Below are 24,495 nucleotides of genomic sequence, written 5' to 3'. Positions count from 1 at the left end.
TTCAAGGCTTCGGATATATGAATGAAGGTTTTAGATATATATCCGAAGCTTTTGTTTTTATATCCGATGGCTTCGGATAGAGATTTTCCGGCCGGATTATTTATTTTTGTCGGCTGTCGGGGAGATTTTTCCCGACCTGAAAGAAAACAATCGACCGACGTCGAGTAAACCGATATAGCTGTACAGAAGAAATGGCCAAGTTTGTGATGCGAGAAATGCCTGATATGCAAGGCACGGGCAAGCGGACGATGTACCCGAAAATGATCAGCCGCGGCGCGATGGGGCCGGACGAGATAGCCGAACTGATTTCTTCCCAATCGACATTCTCCCCGGGCGAAGTCAAGGGGTTGGTCGCGGCTTTGGCTCGGACGATAGCCTACGGCGTGGCTTCGGGATATACGGTGAAGATTGAGGAGATCGGTTCTTTCTCCGCTTCGCTCGCCCTGCGCAAAGGGGTGGAATCTGAGGAGGCCGAAGGCGGTACGCGCCGCAATGCAGCCAGCGTGACGATAGGAGGGGTCAATTTCCGGCCCGACAAGGCGTTGATTCGCGAAGCCCGCACGCGCGCTCATCTGGAGCGAACGACGGTACGCCGCTCCCGTCGGCCGGATTTGACCCGCGAAGAGCGGTTGGCTCTGGCCCTGCGTCATATCGACGGCAATAGCCTGCTCCGGGTGGCCGATTATTGTAGCCTCACGGGGTTGGGGCGTACAGCTGCCGCGGAAGAATTGCGTGCTTTCGATCGCGAGGGGCGGATCGGCTCCACGGGGCACGGCACGCATAAGGTATATATCAGAAACAAAGCTGAAGATTGACCGGACGGGTGGCACTGTGAGCGACCGCTACGGGCGTTTTGCGTTCTTAAGAATTGCGCTATTTTTGTGTGTACAAAGTAAGATGTATCGGATAGGCGAACCTTGCTCCTGCTCTATTGAGAGTCCGAGTCGTTGCCGGGAGACGAAAAAGGTGTACGCCGATTTTTTTGTGCAGTCTAACCTCATAATATAGATTTAATGGGTATTATCTTTACCGCCATTGTCGTATTTCTTTTCGTCCTTGCTGTATTCGACTTGATCGTGGGTGTCAGCAACGATGCGGTCAACTTCCTCAATTCTGCCATTGGAGCCAAGGCTGCTCCGTTCAAGATTATCATCGGTGTGGCAGCGTTGGGGATTTTTTGTGGCGCGGCCATGAACAACGGTATGATGGAGATCGCCCGACACGGGATCTTCAGGCCGGAACATTACACTTTCAGCGAATTGATGGTCGTATTCCTGTCGGTGGTGATCACCGACGTCGTCCTGATGGATATGTTCAATTCGCTCGGCATGCCTACCTCTACGACCGTCTCGCTCATTTTCGAGCTCTTAGGCGGTTCTTTTTTTATGGCCATGACCAAGGTGGGCGGTACGGTCGGCTTTCAGGATCTTCTCAATACGGAGAAAGCACTTTCCGTCATACTGGGTATCTTCCTTTCGGTGGGTATCGCTTTCTTCTTCGGGATGGTCGTTCAGTATCTGAGTCGATTGCTCTTTACCTTTAATTATAGGAGAAATCTCCGATGGTTGGCCGGCCTTTTCGGTGGGGTAGCGGTTACATCCATTATTTACTTCATGCTCATCAAGGGACTGAAGGGCGTGTCCTTTATGTCCGAGGAGTCCACCGCTTGGGTGGCTGCCAATACGGGACGGCTGGTACTGTACTGTCTGGCTGTCTCCATCGTGCTGATGCAGGTGCTCTACTGGCTGCGGGTCAATGTCTTCAAGGTGATCGTTCTCTTGGGTACCTTCGCTTTGGCTATGGCTTTTGCCGGCAATGACTTGGTGAACTTCATCGGTGTGCCGCTGGCCGGCTATTCCTCTTATCTGGACTTTAATGCCAACGGAAACGGGCAGTACGATACTTATCTGATGGGGGCATTGAACGAACCGGCTTCCACCCCCGTATATTTCCTCGTGGCTGCCGGTATCGTAATGGTTTATGCGCTGATTACATCGAAGAAGGCTCACAACGTGATCAAGACTTCGGTGGATCTGGCGCGTCAGGAGGAGGGCGAGGAGATGTTCGGCTCCTCCGGTTTGGCTCGGAGTATCGTGCGTTTCAGTACCACGACAGCCAATGCCGTGTCCCGTATAATTCCTCGTCCTGTAGGCCGGTGGATAGACAGCCGCTTCAATCAGGACGAACTGATCATGGCCAAGGGCGCGGCTTTCGATTTGGTGCGCGCTTCGGTCAATCTGGTTCTTGCCGGTCTGCTCATTGCCTTCGGTACTTCGCTCAGGCTTCCCCTCTCCACCACCTATGTGGCATTTATGGTGGCGATGGGTAGTTCTTTGGCGGACAGGGCATGGAGCCGGGAGAGCGCGGTATTCCGTATCACGGGTGTATTCAGTGTGATAGGCGGTTGGTTTATCACTGCCGGTGCAGCCTTTATCCTCTGTTTCCTCGTTACGATGGTGAATCATTTCGGAGGCTATCCGGCGATGGCGGGGATGATCACTCTGGCGATATTCCTGCTTGTCCGTAGTCATATTCGTTTCGATAAGAAGAAAAAGAGCGAAACGAAGGATACCGTCTTTATCGACATGATGGCTTCGCACGACAAAGAAGAGATTTGGCAGCTGCTGGCCAAGCATATTCGTCAGAAGCAGTTGGCTTTGCTCGACTTTGCCGAGAACAACTATATGCAGATGACCGATGGCTTCATCAACGAAGACCTGAAGAAGCTCCGCCGCTCGATCAACGACCAGAACGCAGAACGGCAGATGCTCAAGGTGAACCGCCGAAAAGAAACCCTCGGCATCCGTCGGATCGAAGAGGCCAAGTCCGTGGTCAAGAATACATGGTTCCATCTCGGCTGTAATAGTTGTGAGCAAATCGTATTTTGCCTCAAGCGTATTGCCGAGCCATGCAAGGAGCATGTGGACAACAACTTCAATCCGCTGCCCAAGGTCTGTGTGTCCGAATTTCTTGCTGCACGCGAAAAGCTCATACTCTATATCAAAGAGGCCAAGCTGATCGTATCCAACGAAACGGATGAAATCTTGGATCCGATGACTTACCGCGGCAAGGACATCAAGAAAGAGCTTAAGCAGCTTCGCAAGACGCAGCTCAGCCGTATTCAGCAGGGGGCGAGCAGTCTGAAGATTTCCCTCGTCTATCTCAATCTCTTGCAGGAATCGCAGCAGTTGGTGAACATATTGGACGATCTGATCCACGCCACGGAGAAGCTGTTCGACCCCGTAGCCCAGATCGGAACGGACGAGGAATTCTTCAATTGACGGCAGCCCTCACCGTTTTTTTCTCCTGCACATTCTATCTCGAAATCGCTTGTCGAATACATTTATAAGATGTAATAACGGCGATTTCGGGATAAATAATTCGTAAAAGCTTGTGGGAGAGAAAAAAAATACCTTACTTTGCAACCCGATTATGACCGCTTTATGATGCTACAAGCAGTCCTAAACGAACTGGAACGATAAATAACTAATAACGAAATAGCAATGTCAAAGATTTGTCAGATTACCGGCAAAAAGGCAATGGTTGGCAACAACGTTTCTCACTCCAAGAGAAGGACAAAACGAGTATTCGATGTCAACTTGTTCAGAAAGAAGTTCTATTGGGTAGAACAGGATTGCTGGGTTGTTTTGAGGATATCGGCTGCCGGGCTGCGCCTCATCAACAAAATCGGTCTCGACGCTGCCATCAAGCGCGCAGCCGAGAAGGGCTTCTTAAACGCATAATCAAGGGAGATATTCTGTCATGGCAAAGAAAGTAAAAGGCAATCGGGTGCAGGTTATCCTTGAATGCACCGAGCATAAGGAAAGTGGTATGCCGGGTATTTCTCGTTACATCACCACCAAGAATAGAAAAAATACGACTCAGCGTCTGGAACTCAAGAAGTACAACCCCATCCTGAGACGTATGACCCTTCATAAGGAAATCAAATAATAAAGAGGAGATCAGACAATGGCAAAAAAATCGGTTGCAACATTTAAGAAAGGTGATGGCCGTACCTACTCCAAGGTAATCAAGATGGTCAAGTCTCCTAAGACGGGTGCCTATATCTTCCAGGAAGAGATGGTCCCGAACGAAGCTGTAAAAGACTTCTTTAAGTAAGGATTTTCCTTTTGAATAACATAGAGTGCGATAAGCATTCTCTCTGTGAAGCCCCTTCTATTACACTGTAGGGGCTTTATTTTTTTCTATTGATCAATCAAGATTGACAATGAAAACAAACACTTATTCCCTGCTATTTGTCTCTATCTCTCTTGTCTTTTTGTCTTTCTTTTCAGCAAAGGCACAGGCCGTACACCCGAGGATTGAAGCAGGTCTGGGTGGGCATGATCTTCTCCAACTCAACACTTCTTTCGGACTCTATCAGCATCCTCGCCTTTTGCTTGCAGCCGGAGTGGGCTTCCTTCGCATCAAAAATACTGTCGATAAGCCGGGTTTTATTCCTGAGGGAGACAAGCCCAGTGGAGGTGGAGTACAAATATTTGCTGAGGTCTATGGCACTTTCCTCCCGGGCAATATAGCACCGTCATATTCTCTTAAGGGTGGCTTTTTGTTGAAGGAAGGGCTACCTCTTTTCTCTATACCTTCCATAGGCTGTCTTTTTCGAATGACGAGAAAATTCAGTATCGAACCATCGGTCGGCTATTATCTGTGGGTAGCTCCAAAGCATCAGATGTCGGGCGGAACGTGGATGGCAAATTTGGCCTTTCATTTCTGAGCGTTCTTGTTCTTCGCTCTTTTGAGTCGTCCCAAAAGATGTTGTAGAAAGACTTAACATAGCGGGAAAAAGTTATTTTTGTTCCCACTTGAGTGGATTTACCTCTCACCTATCATCCTTTTTAATAAAAATCATTTGTAAGAATATTACTACTATGCAATGGCAAGAACTTTATCGCCGGCGTGTCTGCTCGGCAGACGAGGCTGTCGTGAACTCTCTTAAACCGGGAACGAAAGTCGTATTCGGTCATGCTGCTGCGGCACCCGTCCGTTTCTCTCAGGCTATGTACCGCCAGCGTGAAAAGCTGGAGAATATCACTGTTTTCCACATGTTGTATTTCGGTGATGCACCGCACCTCACTCCGGAAATGCGTCCGCATGTACATCCGACGCTCAACTTCCTTGAGGGCAACTCCCGTCCGGCAAGCCGTGACCGTCGTGTCGATTTCATTCCCTGCCACTTCCACGAGGTGCCGGAACTGTTTCGTCAGGGATTCTTTCCATTGGATGTAGCCGTAGTACAGGTATCTACTCCTAACGAAGAGGGTTATTGCTCTTTCGGAGTTTCCTGCGACTACACAAAGGCTGCCGCCGAGTGCGCTCCGGTAGTCGTAGCCGAGGTGAACAAGCAAATGCCATTCATCGGTGGAGAGAATCTGATTCACGTCTCCAAGCTGACCCATATCATCGAAGTGGACGAGCCGATTGCAGAAGTATTGCCTCCTGCTATCAGCGACCTCGAACTGAGGATAGGTCAGAATTGTGCCTCATTGATCAAAGACGGCGACACCCTCCAGTTGGGTATCGGCGGCATCCCCGATGCTGTGTTGCGTGCGTTGGAAGGGCATAAAAACCTCGGTATTCACACGGAAATGTTTACCGACGGAGTGATGCGTATGATTCGCAAGGGGATTATCAACGGGAAGAAAAAAACATTGCACCCCGAGAAAGTCGTTACCTCGCTGATCTTCGGATCGAAAGAATTGTACGACTTTGTCAATAACAATCCGATGATAGAATGCTATCCGGTGGATTATACCAACAATCCCGATGTTATCGGCAAGAATGATCGCATGGTTTCTATCAATTCCTGCTTGGAGATGGATCTTATGGGGCAGGCAGCTTCTGAGTCGATCGGGTACGAGCAGTTCAGCGGATCCGGAGGACAAGTCGATTTCCTTCGTGGAGCCAAGCGTTCCAAGGGCGGAATATCCATTATGGCTTTCCCCAGTACCGCCAAGAAAGGGGCTGAGAGCCGCATCGTTCCTATTCTGAAAGAAGGAGCTTGTGTCACGACCGGTCGTAACGAAGTGGACTATGTGGTGACGGAATATGGCGTAGCGCGTCTGCGTGGTGCCACGCTTCGTCAGCGTGCTGAAGCCTTGACCGCGATAGCGCATCCTGATTTCCGCCCGGCCCTTGAGGAGGAAATCCGCCGACGTTTCGAGTAATTGGAAAGATCATAAAGGCCTGTAATAGGCTGTTTCGGAGCCATGTACACAGCGTTGTACATGGCTCCGTTGTGTTTAAGTCTAATGGTTGTAGGAAGGACCCCGGGAAGTTGGATTGGATGGATAGCGATAATATCCGATACAACCGGCAGAAGGAACCAGGGCGTCTAACGGCGAATTTTGCCGGTGGCGCGTGCCCAACGAATGGTCTCGGCCAAACCCTGCTCCAGATTATAGCGAGGAGAAAAACCGATTGCCCTGATCGGAGAAGAGTCGCAGCGCCAGTTGCGTTGGGCTATGATGGCGTATTTATCAAGGTTGAGCGGTGTCAATGTGCCGCTGAGGTCTGCCCATTTTTGACCGATGTAGCAGGCGGTTTTTACTAAAGGCAGGGGAATGCGCAAATGGCATACGTTTTTTCGGCCGAGCAGGCGTTGGATCATCCGTCCGAACTCTATATCTGTGTATTCTTTTCCGTCCGAAACAATGTACTTCTGCCCTGCTGCATCGGGGTGTTCGGCTGCGGTGAAAACCGCTGAAGCCAGATCCTCTGCGTAAATAAAAGTGAGTGTCTGCGGCGTACTGCCCGTGGAGAAATCGAATCCCTGATCGACGCTGCGGATTGCCATCAGATAGTCTTGGTCGTGAGGACCGTAAACTCCTGTGGGTTGTATTATGGTATAGGGTATTTTGGCAAAGGTTTGCACATATTGCTCTGCCAGCAACTTGCTCTCTCCATAGGCAGTCGTAGGATCGGGGACGGAAGAGGAGGAAAGAGGTTGGCAGTCATCGGGAGGAGCTCCATAGCTGCCCATACTGCTCATCAGGACAAAGCGTTCGGGACAGTGCTTTGCCCCCTGTAATCCTATCAGAAAACGCTTGGTCTGCTCTGCATTGATCTCTCTGAAAAGAGAGGTGTCCCGAGCTTTGGTTATACCCGCATTGTGGATAACCAAGTGCCATGCGGATTCACCTTCGGGAGCCGTCTCGTCAGCCAAGCGAGCAATATCGGACGGATCGTGGTAGTTGATCTCTACAAACCGGATCCGGCTGTCTGTCAGGCGTGAGCGATCGCTGTGGGGACGCACAGCCGCCCACACTTCATATTGACGGCGCAGGGCTTCTTCGACCAAATAGCCGCCGATGAAGCCCGTTGCCCCCGTGATGAGAACTCGCTTGTCCCCCACGTTGTTATTTCCTTATTGCTTGGAATCCTTCCCCATATACCCCTCTCACTACGGATTCGGATACAAAGGCTTTGGGGTCGATCTCCTGAATGATTCTGTGGATGGATAGGCTTTGTGTCTTGCGTGCAACGACCACAAGGACTTTACAAGGTTGGCCGGAATAGCCTCCTGTAGCATCCAGCAGGGTGCACCCCCTTTTGATACGCTCCTGAATGGCATTGCTGAGCTCTTCGTTTTTGAGACTGAAGATGAGGAATTGCACGGACTGTCTATTCGAATTGAGATACCAATCCAAGGCCGTAGATACGAGGATAACCTCTACGGCAGAATAGATAAGCAGGTTGAAAGCGTCGGAAGGTGACTTGCCGGCGATGTAGACATTGACCAGATACGAGCACAAAATAATGGTACAGTCCACCAGTAGAATGGCGCGCCCGAACGACATGTTCTTGTACTTGTTCATGATGGCTACGATAATATCGGTACCGCCCGTACTGGAGTTCACGGAGAACACTACCGCAATCCCCAGACCGCTAAGAATGGAGCCGATCACCAGTGCCAAGGCCGGTTCGTCCGGCAGTAGGAGAGGGGTAAAAACTTTTGCGCCATTGACGATCTCCGTGACGACCAGATACTCTTCACCGATCGGGATGATAATGGCCAGTACGACTACGCTTATGACCGTCTTGACCATGAAACGCCATCCCAAGAAGATCAGAGCGAGTACTGCTAATCCCACATTGATGATATTGTACGGTATCGCAGCCGGAATACCCGTGGCTATTTTGATCAGAGTGGAGATACCGGCCAATCCTCCCGTGGTGATTCCTTGGGAAAGGATGAAGCCCGTCCACGCAAAAGCATAGATGGAGCATCCCAGAATAATAAGGATGTAGTCGTGGACTTTGTAATAGAGTTTTGAAGTTTTTGTAAGAGCCATAGCGATGATTATTTTCTTGTCTGTATCTTCTATTGGTTGAATCCTGAGTGGAGCGAAGAAGGAGTTCAGTTCCTTTTCCGTGCCGAACGTCGTTTTTTCTTGTAGAACATTATCAGGAGCACTACGACAACGACTCCCATTATGGAGAACCCGATTTCGTGGCTGTATTTATTGACTTTCTCCAAAAGTTGCTCCTGCGTTTCTATGCCGGGCACCTTGGCCAGATTATAGCCTATCGCCGCCAATATACAGTTCCAAATGCCGGCTCCGAGCATGGTGTAAGAGATGAAGGGGAGAAACTTCATGCGTGCCAGCCCTGCCGGTATGGAAATCAACTGTCTGACGGCAGGAATCAGTCGGCCTACCAGCGTGGAGACGGCTCCGTTCTTGTCGAAGTATTGCTCTGCATACCGTACTTTCTCCTCGTTGATCAGACACAAATGCCCGAACTTACTGTTGGCAAATGCGTAGACGATAGGACGGCCGAGCCATAGAGCCAGTACATAGTTCACGGCAGCTCCTATTCCGGCACCGATGGTGGCGAACAGGATCACGAGGAAAACGTTCAGCCCATTCTGCCCCGTGGCGGCCATCCATGCAGCCGGGGGCACAATAATCTCTGACGGGAACGGAATAAACGAACTCTCGATGGCCATCAAAAACATGATAGTCCAATAGTTCAGGTGCGCGAGGCACCACTGAATAAATCCCATAGGTGCGAGTGAGATAAAAGTTCTTTATGCGTTCTTTTGGGCTTTCTGCCAAGAATCTTTCAGCGAAACCGTGCGGTTGAAAACCAATGCCCCCGGACGGCTATCCGGATCCACCGTGAAGTAACCTATGCGCTGGAATTGGAAGTGCGATCCCGGAGCGGCATCTGCGAGGAAAGGCTCCACGCGACAGTTTTTCAGCACCTTGAGAGAATCCGGATTCAGCATCTCGGCCAGAGTCTTGTCTTTGATGTCCGATGGGTTTTCGTCAGTGAAGAGCCGATCGTACAGTCGTACCTCTGCCGGCAGACTGTGCTGTGCCGATACCCAATGGATGGTGCCCTTTACCTTGCGGTTGCTCTCAGGCATACCGGAGAGCGTCAGCGGATCGTACTCGGCATATACTTCCACGACATTTCCTTCCTCGTCCTTTTTGCATCCTGTACAACGAACTATATAAGAGCTCTTCAAGCGTACTTCCTGCCCGGGCGTCATTCGGAAGTATTTCTTGGGAGCATCCTCCATGAAATCCTCCCTCTCTATGTACAGTTCGCGAGCGAAAGTAATCGTATGTACGCCGGCAGACTCATCTTCCGGATTGTTCACTGCCACCATCTCTTCTGTCTTTCCCTCGGGATAGTTCGTGATCACCAGTTTGATTGGATCTATTACACCGGAAACCCTTGTGGCACGCTTATTCAAGTCCTCCCGGACAGCATGCTCCAGAAGGGCTACGTCTATAATACCATCGTATTTGGTATAGCCTATTTTGTCTATGAAGTTGCGGATCGACTCCGGTGTATAGCCCCGGCGGCGATAGCCGCACAAAGTAGGCATACGGGGATCGTCCCAGCCCGATACCAGCCCGTCTTTGACGAGCTGGAGCAGCTTGCGCTTGCTCATCATCGTATAGGTCAGATTCAGGCGGTTGAACTCTATCTGACGCGGAGCATAGCTGTCTTTTCTGAGCAGTTCGATAAAGTAATTGTAAAGGGGACGATGCACCTCGAATTCGAGGGTGCAGATCGAATGCGTGACTCCTTCGAAATAATCGCTCTGGCCGTGAGCAAAGTCGTACATTGGGTAGACATTCCATTCGTTGCCCGTACGATGATGTGGATGCTTGATGATGCGATAGATAATCGGATCTCGGAAGTGCATATTGGACGAAGCCATATCGATCTTGGCACGCAGGGTCATGGCACCTTCTTCGAACTCTCCGGCATTCATTCGACGGAAGAGGTCGAGGCTCTCTTCTGCCGGACGATCGCGGAACGGACTGGCCGTGCCGGGCACAGTCGGGCTACCCTTCTGTGCGGCGATCTGCTCGGCAGTCTGCTCATCCACATAAGCGTGTCCCTCGCGAATCAATCGCTCGGCGAAGTCGTACAATTCCTGAAAATAGTCGGAAGCATAGTAGATATTGCCCCAGTGGAAGCCAAGCCATTCTATATCTTCTCTGATGGCATCCACGTACTCCACGTCCTCTTTCACCGGATTGGTGTCGTCGAAGCGCAGGTTGCAGACGCCTCCGTATCGCTGAGCTATACCGAAGTCTATGCAGATAGCTTTGGCATGGCCGATATGGAGATAGCCGTTGGGTTCCGGAGGGAAACGTGTCTGGATTCGACCGTCATTCTTCCCTTCGGACAGGTCCGATTCCACAATTTGTTCGATGAAGTTGAGACTCTTCTTTTCCTCTATGCCACTGTTCTTATTTTCGTTCATATCAATCCGTCTTGCTTGTCCTTATTTACATTAGTGAACAAAGGTAATGATATTGGGACATAAAATAATCACGGGGCAATCCGCAAAGGGGCTGCGCTAAAACCGAATTCTGACACAGCCCCAAACGAATCGGCGTTCAGCGGAGAGAAACTTTTGTGCCCGTGCTAAATCATTTTTCCGCCTTTCGGCTATGCTTTCTAAACAGTCCTTTCCTGGGCACAACCTCTTCATCTTCCTCTCGGATGAACTTGGGATCCTGGATCACATAGCGTTTGTACACGGAGTAAAGCGACATGGTGAGCGGCAGGGCAATGAACAGCCCGAAAAAACCGAGCAGGCTCCCCCAAATGGAAATCGAAAGCAAAATCATCGCTGGAGACATGCCCATCCTTTTGCCCATGATGTTGGGGGTCAGAATCGTGTCTTGAATTACTTGAACGATCATCATCACACCTATACCGAGGGCAAGAACGACGAAGAAATTCTGTCCCGTCTGTGCCGCCTTGAGCACCGACAAGAAAACAATCGGGACCAAACCTACTATCTGCAAGTATGGAATCAGATTCAGCATACCGATAAAGAGACCGAGCGTAACTCCCAGAGGAAAGTCGATAATCTTGTAACCGATGGAAAGAAGGATGCCCACACAAAGGGCGATCAGGGCCTGTCCGCGGAAGTAGCTGTTCATATTCTTGTCCACTTCTTTGAGTATGCTCCTAACACGAATACGGTGTCCGACCGGGAAAAGATTGACAAACCCTTTGCCCAGCTTTTCGAAATCGAACAGGATGAAAATGAAGTATAAGACGCCGATGAAGAAGATAGTGGTGTAGCTGAACAAGCTGATCGTCCCGGAGACGAGCTTATTGAGCTGTCCGAATATCTCCTTGCTATTCTCCATCAACTTCTCGTAAGAGATGCCTTTGAACAGATCCTTCATGCTGCCACTCTCGGACAGGAACTTGCGGATCGGAGCCGGCAGCATCTGTAGCAAATTCTCATCGATGCGGTACTGCTGGAGCAGGGATATTGTTTTGTTTACCTCTTCTTCTACAGCAGGAACCAAAGAGAGAACGGCAAAAAAGATCAATGCCGATATGAGAACCAGCACCGTGATCACCGACAGAAAGCGAAAGCGAAAATGGAGCCGGTACTGGACAAAACGAACCAGAGGCATCAGCACATAGGCAAGAATCCAAGCCATACAAAAAGGTATGAGGATACCTCTCAGACCGATGGCGATGGCCATAATGCCTCCAGCCAGCAGGATGATAAATAACAGGCGTGCGGTACGGTCGAACGTAAACTCCCGGTCAAAAAAGCTTTGCATAGGCAGGATCGATTAGAATGTGAGTGAGTTTGGATACCGAAGATAGTCGTTTTTCCTGTTTTCTTTTGCAATTTTCACTATCATCCATGTAGATCGCTTTTTTGAACCGAGGCTTATCCTCCCTGCATGCTCGAGCCGGTAGGCGAGTGTCAGCTGATCTGCTGTCTCGAAAATGCGAACGGGAAATGCTCGGATTGCGGTCTGAGAATCCTGAAAAACAGGCGCGAGAATTTTTTCGTTGTGGCGCGAGAATTTTTTGCTTCCCGAACCAAAACGAAAAATTTCTCGAGCCACGTTTTGCGGACTGTAGAGTGGCTGATTTTTGGCGCGTAAACAGTTTTAATCCGGTCTACAGGATATTGTTCGGAAACTCTTATATTTGTCTGATAGATATATCGGGAAAGTCGAAGAAGAGTCGCTATCCCCGAATTACGTTTTTGCAATCTTTTAATAACGGAACAGTTATGAGCTACTTAACAGAAGAGAAATTGACCATTGTCGGTGCAGCCGGTATGATTGGTTCCAACATGGCTCAGACGGCTGCAATGATGCGTCTGACCCCTAATTTGTGTTTGTACGATCCCTTCGCAGTAGGCTTGGAGGGTGTGGCAGAGGAAATCCGTCACTGCGGATTCGAAGGCCTGAATCTGACCTTTACATCCGACATCAAAGAGGCTCTTACGGGTGCCAAATATATAGTTTCGTCGGGTGGTGCTCCGCGCAAAGAAGGTATGACCCGTGAGGATCTGCTCAAAGGCAATGCCGAAATCGCTGCACAGCTGGGCAAGGACATCAAGAGCTATTGTCCTGACTGTAAGCATGTGATCATCATCTTCAATCCGGCTGACATCACCGGTCTTGTTACGCTTATCTACTCCGGGCTGAAGCCTTCGCAGGTGACTACGTTGGCCGGTCTGGACAGCACACGCCTGCAAAGCGAACTGGCTAAGCACTTCGGCATCAAACAAAGTCTCGTGACCAATACGCGTACTTATGGAGGTCATGGCGAGCAGATGGCTGTTTTCGCCAGCACAGCCAAGGTAAACGGAACGCCTCTGACCGATCTGATCGGTACCGACAAGCTGACCAATGAGCAGTGGGCAGAACTGAAACAGCGCGTCGTGAAGGGTGGAGCCAACATTATCAAACTACGCGGTCGCTCGTCTTTCCAAAGCCCTTCTTACGTGTCTATCGAAATGATTCGTGCTGCCATGGGTGGCGAAGCTTTCCGTTGGCCGGCCGGCTGCTATGTGAACGAGCCGGGCTTCGAGCACATCATGATGGCTATGGAGACTACTCTCACGAAAGATGGCGTGAAGCACAGCGATATCAGCAAACTCGGCAACGAAGCTGAGCGCGCTGAACTCAAGGAAAGCTATAGCCACCTGGCTAAGCTGCGCGACGAAGTGATCGCCATGGGCATCATTCCTGCGATCGCTGACTGGAAGACGGTGAATCCGAATCTGTAAGGTTCATCCTTTTGAATGATAATACTCTTGAGAGAGAGGGTGCATCCGAACGATAGGCGTTTCGGTGCTCCCTCTCTCTTTCTTTTTTCGGCTCATTTGGCTTTTTGGGGCTTGTTGGCGATGTTGGTCAGTCGGTAGCATAAGCCGCTCTCCGCTGCCGGACCTTTCCTTCGCTTGAGCATTTGGACATAAAGGAAAAAGCCGAAACTCTCTTGCATTGAAGAGGGCTTCGGCTTTTCTGTTGTAGGGGGATGACTATCAGAGACTGTCCAGGAAGGAGCAGACTACATCCATAAGCTCCGTGTCCACTGTCCTGTCGAGGAAAGCATACTCATCGGGCGTGCCGAATTCGGCCGTCTGCATGATGTGGTTTACCATAGGCAGGTACACTACCTTGTTGGGCGTATTGCCCGTATCTGTACCGAGGAGGAACTTCATCTTGGACATATTCACCTCCTGCAATACCTGCTTATCCATACCGCCATATATAGCCATTGTAGGAGGAAGGGGATGGCTGCCCACTCCGGATGCTACGTCCAGTAGCGGTGCGGGATCGTAGCTAAGGAAGTGCCTCATCCATGGATTGGACAGCTGCTCTGTCATGAGCTTGATACCTTGTTCTTTCATCTCATCGGTCATTGCCTGAGGGAAGAGCACGGAAGCGTTGGAGCGACAGTAGGATTCGATCCGAGCGCGAATATCCGATGCAGTACTGGGAGCAGTGGCCAAGCGGATCAGCTCTTCCATGGCTGCCCGCTTCGCTGCGTTCTGCGGTTGCCCCGTTGCGAGTTCATCAATCGCGGCATTTTGCGAAAGCAGTATCTCCGCACCTTTTACAGAGGGTGCCCCTACAAGAACGAGACCCGCAACTCCTCCTACACGGCGAGCGACCATCGGAGCGATGATACCGCCTTCGCTATGACCGAAGAGGAATACTTTGTTGGTTAGTCGGGGATAGTGATGGCGCAGATAGGCCAGTTCACTCTCGATATCGCCGGCCAACGTGTCTGTCGTGGCCTGCGAAGCATCGCCGGCACTCTCACCGAATCCGCGATCATCGCAGCGAAGCACGGCATAGCCATGGCGGGTAAGCTGATCGGCGAGCACAGCAAAAGGTTTGTGGTCGAATATGGTTTCATCCCTGTCCTGCAAGCCACTCCCACTGATCAGGATCACTGTCCCTTTGGTTTTGGCTGCATCTTTGGGAGCAGTGAGTGTACCTGCAATCGTGAAACCATCGGTTTTATGCGGGATCTTCACCTCTATTACATCGTATGGGAAGGGCGGTTGAGGCGTCTGAGGGCGATAAGACTTGGCGGCATCCAGTCCGCGATAGAGGGACATCATCGTGCCGAAACGTCCTTGTCTGAATTCTCCTTGGATAGAGTCGCTCTTGAGCTTGCCTCTGTAGGAGAGAAGGAGATCCTTGACAGCGATGTTGAGGCTGTCGCCGGCGATCGTAACAGAAGAAAGCGGTATGCCGAATGCTTTCTGGTCAGGGCTGTCCATCGTGCCCTGCCAAGTGTCGCCCGTCTGTTTGAGGTGGAAAACCAATGCCAAGGATCCGTTCCCACGGGGAATACGTCCACTCCAGTCGCCGGCAAATTTTTGCGACTTGCAGCTCATTGTAGTCATAAGAAGTACTACTGCATAGATGATAATAATGACTTTATGCTTCATAACGATTGAGAATAATAGTTTTCCTTATAGGGTCCCTCCACCGGCTTTTTTCTGTCCGGCTTTCCTTTTCTGTTCGCGTTCTTTCGCTCGCTCTTTACGTTCTCGCTCGCGCTGACGAAGTTTCTCTTTCCGCTCACGTTCTTTTTCATTGAGCTTCTGCCTGCGTTCCTTCTGCTTGAGACGTTGCTCCTTGAGCTTGTCGCGACGGGCTTTGTCTCGTTCTTTTTCCCGTGCTTTCAGCTCTCGCTTGCGATCGCGCTCCTTCTCACGCTTGGCCTTTTCGAGTGCTTTCTTTTCGTCCTTCTCGTTTTGTGCACGCTCTTTGGCCAGCCGCTGAATCTGCTCTACCGAGACGTCTTTGCCTTCTTGCTGTTTGAGTGAAGGCAGAGAGGCTTCGTCAGAGAGGGTGTCGGCCGCTGAAGAATCGGCTATAGCGGGCTTGGCTCCGGAGAGGATCTGCTCTCTATCGATGTCGAAGGTAATAGGAGTAGCAGTCATGATGCTGTCCTTGCGCGGTTTGATGGGGACCAGGGGCTTACCACCCACATGAGATGTACTGTCGGGGATGGTATCCGGGGCCACGTTCTTGTCGGACGTGGCATGAACCGGTGCGGCAGTGGGTACTCCTTCCTCTTCTTCTTTGCCGACAGCTTGCGCTCGTCCGGTCATCTGCTGCCAGCGATCAAGGACGAAAGCCGTCTCGGGGACTTCTTCTTTGGTGAGGAAAGTCATGTATTGTCCAATGGTTTTTCCTTTGAGAAGCAGCTGGTAATTGCTCTCCGATATGGGAAATAAGAGGCTGCTCTCTCCCATTGCGGACATAAATCCATCAGGAGCGAAAGCATCTTTGATATACTGCCAGCCCATCCGAGGGGTTGGGAGAGCAGTCATCAGCCACTGGTCGAATGCAGCCACCGTGCTGTGCTCTATTTCCAGCGTTTGCTCCGTGTAGCGGGAGAAATTGAATGAGGCAAGGGCAAAGAGCACCCTGTTTTTGTTCAATACACCGGCCGGAGCAAGAAGGATCAGACGGGTACGCTCGAATGATTTGGGCTTTTCAAAAGGAGGCAAAGAGTCCGGCGATATGCTGGCAGTATCCGAACCGCCCCAACGAATGTCCCAGTCGATACCCGTATAGCCGCCCTGTACGATGGAGCGACCACGGAGCAACTCGGTAAGCATCGAGGAAGCTAATTCGGTGACGTCTGCTTTCGGATAATCCTTCACGAGCTGTTTCAGGGCAGAGGTGAAGCCCTTGGAGTCTGCCTCCAGCACATAACAGAGTGCGTTGAGGAAGTCGAATTTCGGTGCCAGTTCCGATAGGGGGAATCGCTCGCGGCATTCATTTCTGCTCTTCCTGACCGAACCGACCGCTCCTTTGAGGTAAGAGTCGAATGCTTGCTCGTAAAGTTCGTTTTGGCGACGATCCATTGCGGCCAATTCCTTCAGGTAATCTGGGTTGCTCAGGGCCTTTGCCAGATTGTCTTCGGGATAGTATTGTAGGATCAAGGCGCGGCAACGTTCCGCTTCCGGCTTGTTGTTCATTCGGGTGTAGAGCATGAAGAGACGATAGAGCACGTCCATCTTCTTCTCATAGTTCGGATAGCGACGAAGCAGGGTCTCGTAAGTGTCGGCCGATTCGTCGAACTTCTCCATCCGCTCATTGAAGACCGCTCCCATGCCGAACAAACCTTCTGCAATGAGTTTGCCGGCAGCTTCCTTGGCTTCTTCCGTCATTGGCAATTGCGCCAGATAGTATTCGCGGTTCAATGGATCGGAGGATGCGGAATCGGCTGCTGCCGCCTGTAGCTCTTCTTCGGTCATCAAGGATCCGGGCTGCGTCTCATCAGTCTCTTCTGCAGCAGCAGTATTGTCGGAGGGGATGTCGAAATTGGCCTGTTTGCGGCGACGTCTCCAATCATCCTCCAGTACACGCTTTCCCCATTTGCGTTCGAAAGCCGCTTTGCCCTGAGCAATCAGTTGAGGATTATAGAAGTAGAATTCTCCCGAAGTGCCGCCCATCTGCATGCCGGGCGGAGGATTCTGTGTCTTTCCCATGGGAGAGGGAGCCAAACCATCGCTCTCGGAATTGAAAAGTTCTTGGTTCTGCTGGAGTTTCGCCATCTCCTCCTCTTCGAGTCGTTTCTTCTCCGCTAAGGCATATGCATTGATAACGCTGTCGATAATGGCCAGCCGCTGTTCTTCCGGCATGGCAGCAAGAGTAAGAAGGCTATCCTGCTCGTGCACGACCTTGGCATGACCGACCAATTCATCGAGCTGGGAGGAAAGTTCGGCTACACGCTTGTAGTCGGGATTGAGTCTGTTCAGCACACCGGCTGCAGCAGAGAAGCACGGCTGAGCTTTCAGGTACTGCTTCCTTTGCATATAGATGTCGCCCAAACGAATCTGACAGAGGGCAAAATCGGCTCCACGTGCCGTGCTCTTTTCTATTCCGGTCGTATATGCTTCGATCGCCGCCAGTGTATCGGGAATATCCATGTATATATTGCCTGTTGCATAGAAGATCTGATCCAGTACATCCTTGTATTTGCCTTTCTTGGCCATCCGTTCCAATCGAGCGGCTACTGTACGGGGATCCCGTTCGCTCTCCAGTTCCATCTTCCTGATCCGTGCGGCAAAGGCCAAAGCGAAAGGCGGAGAAGTCCGCAACACTTTGGAATAGGCCTTGCGAGCCTCCTCTGTCCGATTGTTTTCCTGCAAAAGCTGTCCGAGCAGATAATACATGCGAGCACGTTGCCGCTTGTTTTTCTCTTGTCTTGCTGCCTGTTGGAGATAAGGTATGGCTGCGTGCTTGTCTCCCGACAGGATCGAACGCTCTGCCACAGCCAAAGAGTACAAGCCTCTGCGATCGACATGCGGAAGATCCTTGGGAATGCGCTCGAGCAAACGCTCCCCTTCATGCAACCACCCCATCTCACTGTAGCAGCGTACCTGCCAAAGACGAGCTTCATCGCGGATTATCGGTTCATTGCTGTACAAGCGTGCGATATAAGAAAATGTAGCTTGCGCCTGCAGGAAGTCCGCATTATAGAACTGCGATTTGCCCACGAGCATCCATGCATTGTGGAGGAAACGGTTGTATTCTCTTTTGTTCTGGAAAGCCACGGCCTTGGGATCGCTCTGCCAACCTTGCTTGCGCTCCGGTTTGGTACGAATACTATGCAGGTGGATAGCCTTTCTCCCTTTGACAATGGCCTGATCGAAAGCCCCTCCCTCTTTGGTCTTTTGCTGTCCGGACTGAGCCGTGATGGGATCGAGGAATATCTCCTCCGAATAACCCTCCGTGTGGCTTTCGAGCAGTCTGTCATAGGCATCGTTATAAGCATTCTGTCCGTTGTAGAATACATTATAGCGTGTAGTGAAATTGTGATAGAATCGGGATGCCGCCGTATTCTTCGATGTGGAGCAGGACAGCATACCGAATACGACAGCTATCGGTATAAGCAGATAGAATGCGAGGAGGTATAGAAATCTATGGCTACGCATGGACAAAGGACTTAATCGTTTTGGCTAAAAGGAACAAGGCCACCAACACCAGAATGATGAAAGCTCCGGAAGGGATCCCCAGACTATAACTGCCCCAGAGACCCGTGAAGGCTGCCAAAGTCGCCAAGATTACAGAACCGAACAGGATCGAAGAGAAGCGCGAAGTAAAGAGATTCATGATACTCTGAGGAAGGGTCAGGAGCGACATCAGCAGCATGATGCCCACCAAACGGATGCTGAGTACAATACCCAAAGCCACAGCCACGGACATAAGCATCTCCACGAGGTGAACCCTGACCCCTCGTGTACTGGCAAAATCAGGATCGAAAGCCGTATAGAGGATCGTACGATAGCCGAACACGAATACGGCGATCATCGCCAACGCCATAAGCGCGAGGAGCAACAAATCCGTATGTGAAACGAGCAGGATATTGCCGAACAGGAAAGAAGACAGCCCCGTACTGTACCCCGGTGTAAGCGCAATGAAAAGGGTACCCAGTGCCATACCCAAAGACCAAAAAGCCGCGATGGCCGAATCCTCACGCAGGAGTCCGGCTCGTGTCACTCCTTGTACACCCAAAGCAGAGAGCACGGCGAAGACGGCAGCGGACAAGAAAGGATTGATCCCCAGATAAAGCCCCATCCCGATGCCACCGAAAGAAGCATGCGTAATCCCCCCACTGACGAATACCATCCGCCGAGCCACCACATAAGAGCCGAGCAGGCCGCACACAATGGCTGTGAGCAGACTGCCCGCTATAGCGTTGCGAAAGAATCCGTACTGTAGTGCTTCAATCATCGTGTCTGTGCTGGATACGGTGTTCGGATACGATAAAGAGGGCTTGTTCCTTGATGGATACGGGCATTTGTATCTGTCGCATCTGGAGGCTTCGAATCCAAGACGGTACCTCTTCCTCTTGCAGCGTGGAGAGCACCTCCTCGAATTCTTCGACGGCTTCGGTGCTATACTCCTCCGGAAGTACGCCGGCATAGCGATCCAGCTCCTCATCGTCATAGTAGACGATGCCCTTGCTCACGGCTGTCAGCAGGCTGTCCTTCTCGCAAGTGATATGCATACCGCAACACCCCTGTGGCACCACTCGTACAGGCTCCTCCGGAAGCGACTCACCCTTGGCCTCGGCAGCTCTTCGCTTGTACGAATGGCGGATCTCGGTCAGGGCGGCTATAAGCCCCAAAACGAGTACGCCGATTATCAATATCAAGATGTTGCTCATCTCTTCTATCCGCTTCTTACTTATATTTCCTCTCCGTCGAATCCCAAAAGGCGGCTCACGCTAAAGAATCCGGGAAAACTTTTGCCGACTACGCCGGCATCCTCTATGATCACACCCTGCTCCGACAACGCGGCAGCCGCCGCAAAGGCCATGGCCATACGGTGATCGTCGTAGACCCTGATGACAGGCAGCTTTTCCGGCATACACCGCTCTCCATCCCAAAGGAGAGCATCCTCATCCGATCGAACAACGTAGCCCAGCTTGCGTGCTTCAGCACAGATAGCCGCCAAGCGGTCGCATTCTTTCAGCCTCAAATGTCCTACACCCTCCAGGCAGAACGGTACCCCCTTCAGCAAACAACATACAGCTAAAGTCGGCACCAGGTCGGGACAATCTCGGACATCTTCCGTACCGAAATCATCAGTACACCTCACCGGCGAATAACTGAGGACTATGCCGCTATCGGTCTTCTCCGTGACGACACCCAGCCGTCCGAACAGAGCTGCTGCGCGACTATCAGCCTGCATACTCTCGTCCGGCGGAAGCAAGTCCGGAAGGCTTACTCTACCGGAAAGCTCTCCCACCGCTACCATATTATATATATAGCCGGCAGCAGACCAATCGGCCGACGGATACCATTCCATCGGAGCAGTGAAAGGCCGTTCTCCAACCGTTATGCTGTCTTCGCTGCGCTCGACTTCTATGCCGAAAGCCGTGAGGAGACGGCAAGTCATACCGGTGTAGGGAGCCGATACCTCCCTGTTCTCCAGCTTGATCGACAGCCCCCCACTGAGCGTAGGAGCGATCAGCAAGAGAGCACTGACGAACTGCGAGCTGACACCTGCATCCACACAGACAGTGCCTCCGCACATAGCAGCCGGCCGTATCAGCAGAGGAGGGAAACCCTCTACTCCTTCGTAGGTGACATCCGCGCCCAAAGAGCGAAGAGCCTCCACCAAAGGACGGATCGGACGTGCATACATCCGCTCCGTACCATACAACCGTACAGGCCGGGAGACAAAGCGCGCCATGTAGGCTGTCAGAAAGCGCATAGCAGTACCCGCATCCCTTACGTTCACCTCATCGGATATATCCGAAGTCAAAATCCGGTGCACCGTCTGTACATCGGAGGGAGCATCTCCTCCCAAAGGAGGCAGCACCTCTCCCGACATGGCATGGAGCAGCAACAGCCGGATCCATTCGCTCTTGGAGAGTGGCAGCCGAAGACTGACATCAGTGGTCCGGCCTTTGGGATTAAACGTACAGTGAAGTCTTTTCATTGCATGAAAGCATTAGTCCGCAGAGAAAAGCTGTGCATTCACTGTCGTACTAACGTACTATTCGTAGCAACAAAGTTAGCAAAAAGCCTTTCGCTCTTATCAATCGCACTCGTGGGGCAACCTGCCGGTAAGCAACCGAACCGAGTGGGCTACGCCCTCCATTTGTCATAACTATATTTGTACACAAGTAAGTGAAATTCGGATGATGCAAACGAACAGCAAAACGAAGAAAGAAACGGAAGGTTCGCACGATAGTGCTTCGAAGAAACAGAAAAACGGGGAGCATGGGCATTCGTCGGATAGAAAGATGGCCAACCCATTGCAGATCCTCATGCTTGCATTGCTCCTATGGTTGGCAATAGAAGATTTGGCTACCTCGGGGCAATGGGGAATGTCTGCCATTGCCGGGCTGGTCTTTTGGGCAATCCTGCGGAAGCGCAGACTACTGCCAAGAAAGATCGACCGGCGGCTGCAATCGCTGCTCTTTCCCCTTCGGATACGAATCCGCGCATTAGAGTTGAGGCTGATACGTGGCAGAGCCACTCCACCGGCAGACCCCTGCGTACATACATGCCAAAACTGCGGAGACGGATATACGGGCAATTTCTGCAATCGCTGCGGACAAACCTCTCGCACCGGACGCTATCACTTCCGGCAGATGGTCCGAAACGTGATAGGCGGCTTCACCAATATCGACAACGGTTTCGGACGTACCATCGTGGAACTACTCTACCGCCCGGGTTATTTGATACGGGACTTTATCGGTGGCAAGAGGGTTGTCTACTTCCGTCCCTTTCAGACCCTTTTCGTGCTGGCCTCTCTGTACATCATCTTTGCACAACTGATCGGACCTGATCCCTCGCAGAAAAAGTCGGCTGGCGAGGAGCTTACACGTCAAGAGTATCGGATGGATCAAAGAGAAATATCCTCCTTGCAAAAGGAGAATGAGGCAGTCGGCAGTGATAGCAGAGAAATGATCGCCGAGCGATACACGGGGAGAAGAGCCTTTTTTTACAAGCAAATGAAGTTCGTCACCGAGCAGAAAAATAAGTTGAACTCCCTCCCTTTCTTTTCAAGAATATGGAGTCTGCTGGTGGAATGGTTCCAAAGCAACAAAGCCGTCAGGATTATCACTATTCTCCCCATCCTTGCCGTTTGTACCAAAGTCGCGTTCGGCCACAAAGGGGCGGCGGCATATAACCTGACCGAGCACATTATCACTCAGGCATACATAGCCTGCCAGCTGTTATTGCTGAACGTTCTCGCCCTGCCTTTCTACGGCGATGCCCGGATGGGGTCGCTATACGGGCTGCCTGCATTGCTCCTATTCCTTTTGTTTTGGTGGGACTACAAGCAGCTATTCCTCTGCTCTTGGTGGCGGAGCTTCTGGCGTACACTTCTCGTTATGCTCTATTGCTTGCTCTTCTTGGCTCTGACGGCTTCCCTGATCGCGGTCGTTATTATGGCGATCGAGGCTATCGGTAGAGCTGCATAGAAGCCCCACTCACTCTTGGGCGGATATATTCCGATCGGATTTTCTCGAACCGTAATTGCTCCGATTGCGGCGCGTCTTTTCGGGAAAAGCGGCGCGAGATTTTTTTCGCTGTGGCGCGAGAATTTTTTACTTCCCGAGCCACAGCGAAAAATTTTACGCGCCACGTTTTTCGGAGCATGGAGATAGAAAATTATGGCGCGTAAACGCTTTGCAGGGCAGCTGTCCTTTTTCCGTTCCGGTTTCTCTCTTTGGTCTGAATCGTGCTACCTTCGGTATCTCTCGCGCGTGCGTACATTAATATTATATGCGGTGCGTTCCTTTTCTGTGGCTGCGCGCTGTATTTCTCTTTTTCGGGCTGTTTTTGTATTCTCTTTCTTTTCGGTGCTGACATTCCCCTTTCGATGCGCATCCGCCTTTTCGGATCTCTCGCTTGGGAAGAACCGTTCGGCCTATGGATGTCGGTTGATGCTATTGAGTATTAGAGCGTTGCCGTGAAAAAAAGCTGTGGGGACTGTTGCGGATTGGGAAAATATATGTACCTTTGCGCCACTGCTCGTATAGTTGGCAGTGTAATAGATTAGGAAAGAGATAATTATAATCATAGTTTTAAAGAAAGAAGAAATGCCTACAATTCAACAGTTGGTTAGAAAGGGTCGTGAATCTTTCGCGGATAAGAGCAAATCGCCGGCATTGAATGCGTGCCCGCAGCGTCGTGGTGTTTGTGTGCGCGTTTATACGACTACGCCCAAGAAGCCGAATTCGGCTATGCGTAAGGTGGCACGTGTGCGCCTGACGAACTCTAAGGAAGTCAATGCCTACATCCCGGGAGAGGGTCACAACTTGCAAGAGCACAGCATCGTGCTGGTTCGTGGAGGTCGTGTGAAGGACTTGCCCGGTGTGCGCTATCACATCGTACGTGGTACGCTCGATACAGCAGGCGTGAATGGCCGTACGCAGCGTCGCTCCAAATACGGAGCCAAGCGTCCGAAGCCCGGACAGGCTCCTGCCGCTAAAGGTAAGAAGTAAGAGCCGCTAAGCGGACTCGTCGGCTTCGATGAGCGAGGCCGGAGACCGATAAGGACAAATCACTTCCCCAATCTATAATCGCGCTACGATCAAGGGCGCAACCAACAAATTATTTAAGAACCGGTTTTGAGTTCAATTGGATAGGCTTAAACAGGGTTGAGTAAATGCTCCGGCGGGAGCGTTGAAGACAAAAATGAAACGGCAACCAATCGACAAAAACGAAATTTTTTGAGACAATGAGAAAAGCAAAACCTAAGAAAAGACAGATCCTGCCGGATCCCGTCTATGGTGATGTGAAGGTGACTAAGTTCGTTAATCACCTAATGTATGATGGAAAGAAGAGCACAGCTTTCAGTATCTTCTACGGTGCTTTGGACATCGTGAAGACGAAGCTCTCAAACGAAGAGAAGTCTGCCCTCGAGATCTGGAAGGCGGCTCTCGATAATATCACTCCTCAGGTGGAAGTGAAGAGCCGCCGTATCGGTGGTGCTACCTTCCAGGTGCCGACGGAAATCCGTCCCGAGCGCAAGGAGTCGATCTCTATGAAGAATCTTATCCTTTATGCCCGTAAGCGTGGTGGAAAGACTATGGCCGATAAATTGGCTGCTGAGATAGTAGACGCATTTAACAACCAAGGCGCAGCTTTCAAACGTAAGGAAGATATGCACCGCATGGCCGAGGCTAACCGCGCATTCGCCCACTTCAGATTCTAAAGGAAGACCC

Annotated in this window: 25 protein-coding genes; 13 read left to right on the top strand and 12 right to left on the bottom strand. The window is 51.1% G+C overall.

What is annotated here, in order from left to right:
- The first annotated feature begins 191 nt into the window (after window positions 1-191).
- From HQ49_RS04695 to HQ49_RS04670, 7 genes are all read left to right on the top strand, one after another.
- Window positions 192-815: an HU family DNA-binding protein gene (locus tag HQ49_RS04695; protein WP_039418688.1), complete on the top strand. Its 624-nt coding sequence runs from the start codon at window positions 192-194 to the stop codon at window positions 813-815.
- A 198-nt stretch (window positions 816-1,013) separates the two neighbouring features.
- Window positions 1,014-3,281: an inorganic phosphate transporter gene (locus HQ49_RS04690; RefSeq protein ID WP_039418686.1), complete on the top strand. Its 2,268-nt coding sequence runs from the start codon at window positions 1,014-1,016 to the stop codon at window positions 3,279-3,281.
- Window positions 3,282-3,503: 222 nt separating this feature from the next.
- A complete protein-coding gene (gene rpmB, locus HQ49_RS04685) occupies window positions 3,504-3,743 on the top strand; it encodes a 50S ribosomal protein L28 (protein WP_004583624.1) in 240 nt (79 codons plus the stop codon).
- A 19-nt stretch (window positions 3,744-3,762) separates the two neighbouring features.
- Window positions 3,763-3,951, top strand: a complete 189-nt coding sequence (gene rpmG / locus HQ49_RS04680; protein WP_004583623.1) for a 50S ribosomal protein L33 — start codon at window positions 3,763-3,765, stop codon at window positions 3,949-3,951.
- 18 nt (window positions 3,952-3,969) lie between these two features.
- Window positions 3,970-4,119, top strand: coding sequence for a DUF4295 domain-containing protein (locus tag HQ49_RS10700; RefSeq protein ID WP_018964696.1), 150 nt, complete (start codon window positions 3,970-3,972; stop codon window positions 4,117-4,119).
- A 109-nt stretch (window positions 4,120-4,228) separates the two neighbouring features.
- On the top strand, window positions 4,229-4,735 hold the full coding sequence (locus HQ49_RS11280; protein WP_039418685.1) for a hypothetical protein: 507 nt from the start codon (window positions 4,229-4,231) through the stop codon (window positions 4,733-4,735).
- Window positions 4,736-4,889: 154 nt separating this feature from the next.
- Window positions 4,890-6,185 (top strand): acetyl-CoA hydrolase/transferase family protein, encoded by a 1,296-nt coding sequence (locus tag HQ49_RS04670; RefSeq protein ID WP_039418683.1) that lies wholly within the window; start codon window positions 4,890-4,892, stop codon window positions 6,183-6,185.
- 167 nt (window positions 6,186-6,352) lie between these two features.
- Here the strand turns inward: HQ49_RS04670 and HQ49_RS04665 are convergent, their stop codons facing one another.
- The 5 genes from HQ49_RS04665 to HQ49_RS04645 form a co-directional block, all read right to left on the bottom strand.
- Complete coding sequence (locus HQ49_RS04665) at window positions 6,353-7,372, bottom strand: NAD-dependent epimerase/dehydratase family protein (protein WP_039418681.1); 1,020 nt, start codon at window positions 7,370-7,372, stop codon at window positions 6,353-6,355.
- 4 nt (window positions 7,373-7,376) lie between these two features.
- Window positions 7,377-8,312 carry a YitT family protein gene (locus HQ49_RS04660; RefSeq protein WP_018964699.1) on the bottom strand — a complete coding sequence of 312 codons (936 nt, stop codon included), beginning with the start codon at window positions 8,310-8,312 and terminating at the stop codon, window positions 7,377-7,379.
- 65 nt (window positions 8,313-8,377) lie between these two features.
- Window positions 8,378-9,025, bottom strand: a complete 648-nt coding sequence (locus HQ49_RS04655) for a DedA family protein (protein ID WP_039418679.1) — start codon at window positions 9,023-9,025, stop codon at window positions 8,378-8,380.
- A gap of 24 nt (window positions 9,026-9,049) precedes the next feature.
- The gene (locus HQ49_RS04650; protein ID WP_039418677.1) at window positions 9,050-10,750 is read right to left on the bottom strand and encodes a glutamine--tRNA ligase/YqeY domain fusion protein; all 1,701 of its coding nucleotides are present in this window, start codon (window positions 10,748-10,750) and stop codon (window positions 9,050-9,052) included.
- A 169-nt stretch (window positions 10,751-10,919) separates the two neighbouring features.
- Window positions 10,920-12,080 (bottom strand): AI-2E family transporter, encoded by a 1,161-nt coding sequence (locus HQ49_RS04645; protein ID WP_039418676.1) that lies wholly within the window; start codon window positions 12,078-12,080, stop codon window positions 10,920-10,922.
- 240 nt (window positions 12,081-12,320) lie between these two features.
- Here HQ49_RS04645 and HQ49_RS12635 point away from each other — a divergent pair, with 240 nt between their 5' ends.
- Window positions 12,321-12,413: a DUF1661 domain-containing protein gene (locus HQ49_RS12635; protein ID WP_160224171.1), complete on the top strand. Its 93-nt coding sequence runs from the start codon at window positions 12,321-12,323 to the stop codon at window positions 12,411-12,413.
- 131 nt (window positions 12,414-12,544) lie between these two features.
- Window positions 12,545-13,549, top strand: coding sequence for a malate dehydrogenase (locus HQ49_RS04635; protein WP_039418673.1), 1,005 nt, complete (start codon window positions 12,545-12,547; stop codon window positions 13,547-13,549).
- 92 nt (window positions 13,550-13,641) lie between these two features.
- Here the strand turns inward: HQ49_RS04635 and HQ49_RS12390 are convergent, their stop codons facing one another.
- The 6 genes from HQ49_RS12390 to HQ49_RS04610 are packed head-to-tail and all read right to left on the bottom strand — an operon-like array spanning window position 13,642 to window position 21,251.
- Entirely contained in the window at window positions 13,642-13,767 is a 126-nt protein-coding gene (locus HQ49_RS12390) for a hypothetical protein (RefSeq protein WP_018964705.1), read from the bottom strand.
- A gap of 40 nt (window positions 13,768-13,807) precedes the next feature.
- On the bottom strand, window positions 13,808-15,229 hold the full coding sequence (locus HQ49_RS04630) for an alpha/beta hydrolase (RefSeq protein WP_039418672.1): 1,422 nt from the start codon (window positions 15,227-15,229) through the stop codon (window positions 13,808-13,810).
- Window positions 15,230-15,253: 24 nt separating this feature from the next.
- Window positions 15,254-18,736, bottom strand: a complete 3,483-nt coding sequence (gene porW / locus HQ49_RS04625) for a type IX secretion system periplasmic lipoprotein PorW/SprE (RefSeq protein WP_039418671.1) — start codon at window positions 18,734-18,736, stop codon at window positions 15,254-15,256.
- Complete coding sequence (locus HQ49_RS04620; RefSeq protein ID WP_080732326.1) at window positions 18,729-19,535, bottom strand: metal ABC transporter permease; 807 nt, start codon at window positions 19,533-19,535, stop codon at window positions 18,729-18,731. The genes porW and HQ49_RS04620 overlap by 8 nt, the downstream gene beginning before the upstream one ends.
- Window positions 19,528-19,971 (bottom strand): hypothetical protein, encoded by a 444-nt coding sequence (locus tag HQ49_RS04615; RefSeq protein ID WP_018964709.1) that lies wholly within the window; start codon window positions 19,969-19,971, stop codon window positions 19,528-19,530. The genes HQ49_RS04620 and HQ49_RS04615 overlap by 8 nt, the downstream gene beginning before the upstream one ends.
- A gap of 20 nt (window positions 19,972-19,991) precedes the next feature.
- Entirely contained in the window at window positions 19,992-21,251 is a 1,260-nt protein-coding gene (locus HQ49_RS04610) for a 3-phosphoshikimate 1-carboxyvinyltransferase (RefSeq protein ID WP_039418670.1), read from the bottom strand.
- Window positions 21,252-21,453: 202 nt separating this feature from the next.
- Between HQ49_RS04610 and HQ49_RS04605 the strand changes: the two genes are divergently transcribed.
- Window positions 21,454-22,746: a DUF3667 domain-containing protein gene (locus HQ49_RS04605; protein WP_018964711.1), complete on the top strand. Its 1,293-nt coding sequence runs from the start codon at window positions 21,454-21,456 to the stop codon at window positions 22,744-22,746.
- On the opposite strand, the gene HQ49_RS10690 is transcribed toward HQ49_RS04605, so the two are convergent.
- Complete coding sequence (locus HQ49_RS10690; protein ID WP_152567036.1) at window positions 22,727-22,888, bottom strand: DUF1661 domain-containing protein; 162 nt, start codon at window positions 22,886-22,888, stop codon at window positions 22,727-22,729. The genes HQ49_RS04605 and HQ49_RS10690 overlap by 20 nt on opposite strands.
- Here HQ49_RS10690 and HQ49_RS12085 point away from each other — a divergent pair.
- The 3 genes from HQ49_RS12085 (at window position 22,857) to rpsG (ending at window position 24,485) form a co-directional block, all read left to right on the top strand.
- Window positions 22,857-22,949, top strand: coding sequence for a DUF1661 domain-containing protein (locus tag HQ49_RS12085; protein ID WP_160216970.1), 93 nt, complete (start codon window positions 22,857-22,859; stop codon window positions 22,947-22,949). The genes HQ49_RS10690 and HQ49_RS12085 overlap by 32 nt on opposite strands.
- A 418-nt stretch (window positions 22,950-23,367) precedes the next feature.
- Window positions 23,368-23,772, top strand: a complete 405-nt coding sequence (gene rpsL / locus HQ49_RS04595) for a 30S ribosomal protein S12 (protein ID WP_039418669.1) — start codon at window positions 23,368-23,370, stop codon at window positions 23,770-23,772.
- A 236-nt stretch (window positions 23,773-24,008) separates the two neighbouring features.
- Window positions 24,009-24,485: a 30S ribosomal protein S7 gene (gene rpsG / locus HQ49_RS04590; protein ID WP_018964714.1), complete on the top strand. Its 477-nt coding sequence runs from the start codon at window positions 24,009-24,011 to the stop codon at window positions 24,483-24,485.
- Window positions 24,486-24,495: the final 10 nt, after the last annotated feature.

Source organism: Porphyromonas gulae (assembly GCF_000765945.1).
GTDB lineage: Bacteria > Bacteroidota > Bacteroidia > Bacteroidales > Porphyromonadaceae > Porphyromonas > Porphyromonas gulae.
Note: the sequence above shows the minus strand (reverse complement) of the source record. Positions and strands in the feature narration are given on the sequence as shown.